Annotated in this window: 3 protein-coding genes and 1 pseudogene; 3 read left to right on the forward strand and 1 reads right to left on the reverse strand. The window is 48.5% G+C overall.

The window, feature by feature from the left end:
• Positions 1-113: 113 nt before the first annotated feature.
• The 3 genes from H6F93_RS15365 to H6F93_RS15375 all read left to right on the forward strand — a co-directional run bounded on the left by H6F93_RS15365 (position 114) and on the right by H6F93_RS15375 (position 2,281).
• Complete coding sequence (locus H6F93_RS15365) at positions 114-425, forward strand: type I glutamate--ammonia ligase (protein WP_242043481.1); 312 nt, start codon at positions 114-116, stop codon at positions 423-425.
• Between the two features lie 31 nt (positions 426-456).
• Positions 457-1,299: an AraC family transcriptional regulator gene (locus H6F93_RS15370; protein ID WP_190682265.1), complete on the forward strand. Its 843-nt coding sequence runs from the start codon at positions 457-459 to the stop codon at positions 1,297-1,299.
• 82 nt (positions 1,300-1,381) lie between these two features.
• Positions 1,382-2,281 carry a DMT family transporter gene (locus H6F93_RS15375; RefSeq protein WP_190682268.1) on the forward strand — a complete coding sequence of 300 codons (900 nt, stop codon included), beginning with the start codon at positions 1,382-1,384 and terminating at the stop codon, positions 2,279-2,281.
• Positions 2,282-2,442: 161 nt separating this feature from the next.
• Here the strand turns inward: H6F93_RS15375 and H6F93_RS15380 are convergent.
• A pseudogene (locus tag H6F93_RS15380) lies at positions 2,443-2,574 on the reverse strand (IS1 family transposase); the annotation flags it as partial.

The following is a 2,574-nucleotide window of genomic DNA, read 5'->3' on the forward strand; positions in this document are numbered from 1 at the left end:
CCAATTCTGTATATCGCATATCTGCTTCTGACGATAGCTTCTAGATAGAAACTATCTCGCTTCGCTGCGATCCTCAACTGTCACATCCCTTTGCTATTCATGCAGGAGGTCTAATGGTGAATCCTTACCTGATGGCAGCAGCAATTCTCAAAGCCTTTGACGATGGCATCAAACTCAACCTCGACCCCGGTGAACCAGAACATCGCAATCTCTACGAAGCAATGGAAGCTGGAAAACAAGTGAAAAAACTACCCATGTCACTGGGTGAAGCGCTCGATCGCTTAGCTGCCAATGAGGTGATCAAATCTGCCCTTCCTGGAGAAATGTACGACGTTTACACCTGGTACAAGCGCGATGAATGGGAACGCTTCCTCGCTACCACCAGCAACTGGGACATGGAAAATTACATTGATTGTTTGCCCTAATTGCTCGTTCAAGTTAGATATCATCAGGGGTATGCCACACTCCCCTACCCCTCAAAAAAAGCGGCGCGATCGCGCCAAACTCTGGCAAGATCCCGACCTTGCAGGGATTGATATCCTTCACGCCCACTATTTCACTCACTCATTTAGCCGTCATACTCATGACGGCTTTGCCATCAGCATCATTGAGGGTGGAGTTGGGGCTTTTTGGTATCAGGGAAGTGTTCATGCCTCTCCGGCTGGCTATCTCGGACTGCTCAATCCAGGTGAACCCCATACCGGACAAGTTTTGAGCAAAGCAGGCTGGAAATATCGAGCCCTCTACGTTGCACCAACTGTTCTACAGCGTGTTGCAACAGAAATAGCAGATCGCTCCTGGAGCAACTGTTGGTTTCCAGAAGCAATCGTGTATGACCCACAGCTTGCTCAAACGATGCGAACTTTGCATCAACTGTTGAGCGAGACAAGCTCAAGGCTTGAGCGGGAAACCGTTTTGCTCTCTGTGTTAGCTCAGGTATTGACTCGTCAAGCCCAAAATGCTCCTCATGTGAAACATTTAGAACAAGAACATTGGGCTGTAAAGCAGGTGCGAGAATACATCGAAGCACATTACGCAAGTAACATATCGCTTCAGCAGCTTGCTCAACTGGTTGACCTAAACCCTTTTCATCTAGCACAGGTGTTTTGTACCACGGTTGGGTTACCACCTCATACTTACCTCAATCAAGTTCGGGTCCATCAGGCAAAAAGGTTGATTTTAGCAGGAGAGGCGATTGCCCAAGCTGCCTACCTAACCGGATTTTTCGATCAAAGTCATCTAACGCGCCGCTTCAAACAAATTCTTGGCTGCACACCCGGACAACTACTCAACCATTAGAAGTTACCCGTCCCCAAGATCGTACAAGACCACCTGCTAAAGATTGCTCGATAGTAAGGGAATCGAGAACAGGAGCTGCTTCATGGGCAAATCAACCGACAACTCTACACCCCCCACGCTGATTTTTATCAAGCTGGCAGCAATGACCGTGATTTGGGGCGCAACCTTTATTGTGGGGCGTGTTTTAATGCAGTCAGTTGCCCCTTTTACCGCTGCGTTTTGGCGATATGCGATCGCCACTCTCTGTCTCCTGCTATTAACAATCAAACAAGAAGGGCGACTGCCGCCCCTGCGATCGCAGCAAGTATTGCCCCTGGTCATTCTTGGGCTCAGTGGCATCTTTGCCTACAATGCCTTCTTTTTCCTAGGACTACAGACCACCGATGCAAGCCGAGCGGCTCTCATCGTCACAACCAATCCCACTGTCATTGCTCTCAGTGCGGCCCTACTTCTAAAAGATAAACTCACTCCGTTTAAGCTGATCGGCATCTTTCTAGCACTCACAGGTGCCGCGATCGTGATTTCTCAAGGAAATCCACTGGCGATTTTAGCGCAAGGAATTGGTTTTGGAGACTGGTTTTTGCTAGGCTGCGTTATCACCTGGACGATCTACACCCTGATGGGCAAACAGGTAATGAAAACACTCTCCCCATTTGCTGCTACCACCTACGCTTGCCTGATTGGAACTCCCATCTTTTTCATACCTGCTTTACGGGAAGGGTTACTCCAAAGCTGGCAAACCTTTTCTGTTTCTGTCTGGCTCGGAATTCTATACCTGGCATTGTTAGGAACCGTTGCTGCCTTTTGCTGGTATTACGAGGGTGTAAAACTCATTGGTGCCGCCAAAGCAGCCGTCTTTATCAATTTGGTGCCTGTCATCTCAGTCATCCTGGCAGCACTTTTGCTCAACGAACCCCTTACACCAACACTCATCCTCGGCGGTTTATGTGTCGTTCTCGGTGTCTCCCTAACCAACCGTTAGCAGGTTCCATGTATCTCCTTCTTTCCCAGCGTGAAGAGAGGATGTAGCACGTACTGGGAGGTATAGCCGATCGCATTAAACGCATAGCCTTAGGAGAAGATCGGTCAGCGTAATCTCAGGATGTTCTAATAAAGTAGGAGGCGTTGCTGAAACCGTAATGGTTAAGTAGGTAGAGGAATAGCTCGATACTTCAAATAGTGAAGCAGCAAACGGAGTGAACATTTCAACATCTCAAGGGATTTGGAGTAGCACAAGGTTTTACGGTGCAGCCGTGCTAGGTAATGCCGTAGACG

The sequence above is a fragment of the Leptolyngbya sp. FACHB-671 genome (genome assembly GCF_014695745.1).
Lineage (GTDB): Bacteria > Cyanobacteriota > Cyanobacteriia > Elainellales > Elainellaceae > JAAUTN01.

What these genes read in the sequence shown, in the direction of transcription:
- H6F93_RS15365 (WP_242043481.1), top strand. Translation starts at nt 114, where the DNA reads ATGGTGAATCCTTACCTGATGGCAGCAGCAATTCTCAAAGCCTTTGAC.
- H6F93_RS15370 (WP_190682265.1), top strand. Translation starts at nt 457, where the DNA reads ATGCCACACTCCCCTACCCCTCAAAAAAAGCGGCGCGATCGCGCCAAA.
- H6F93_RS15375 (WP_190682268.1), top strand. Translation starts at nt 1,382, where the DNA reads ATGGGCAAATCAACCGACAACTCTACACCCCCCACGCTGATTTTTATC.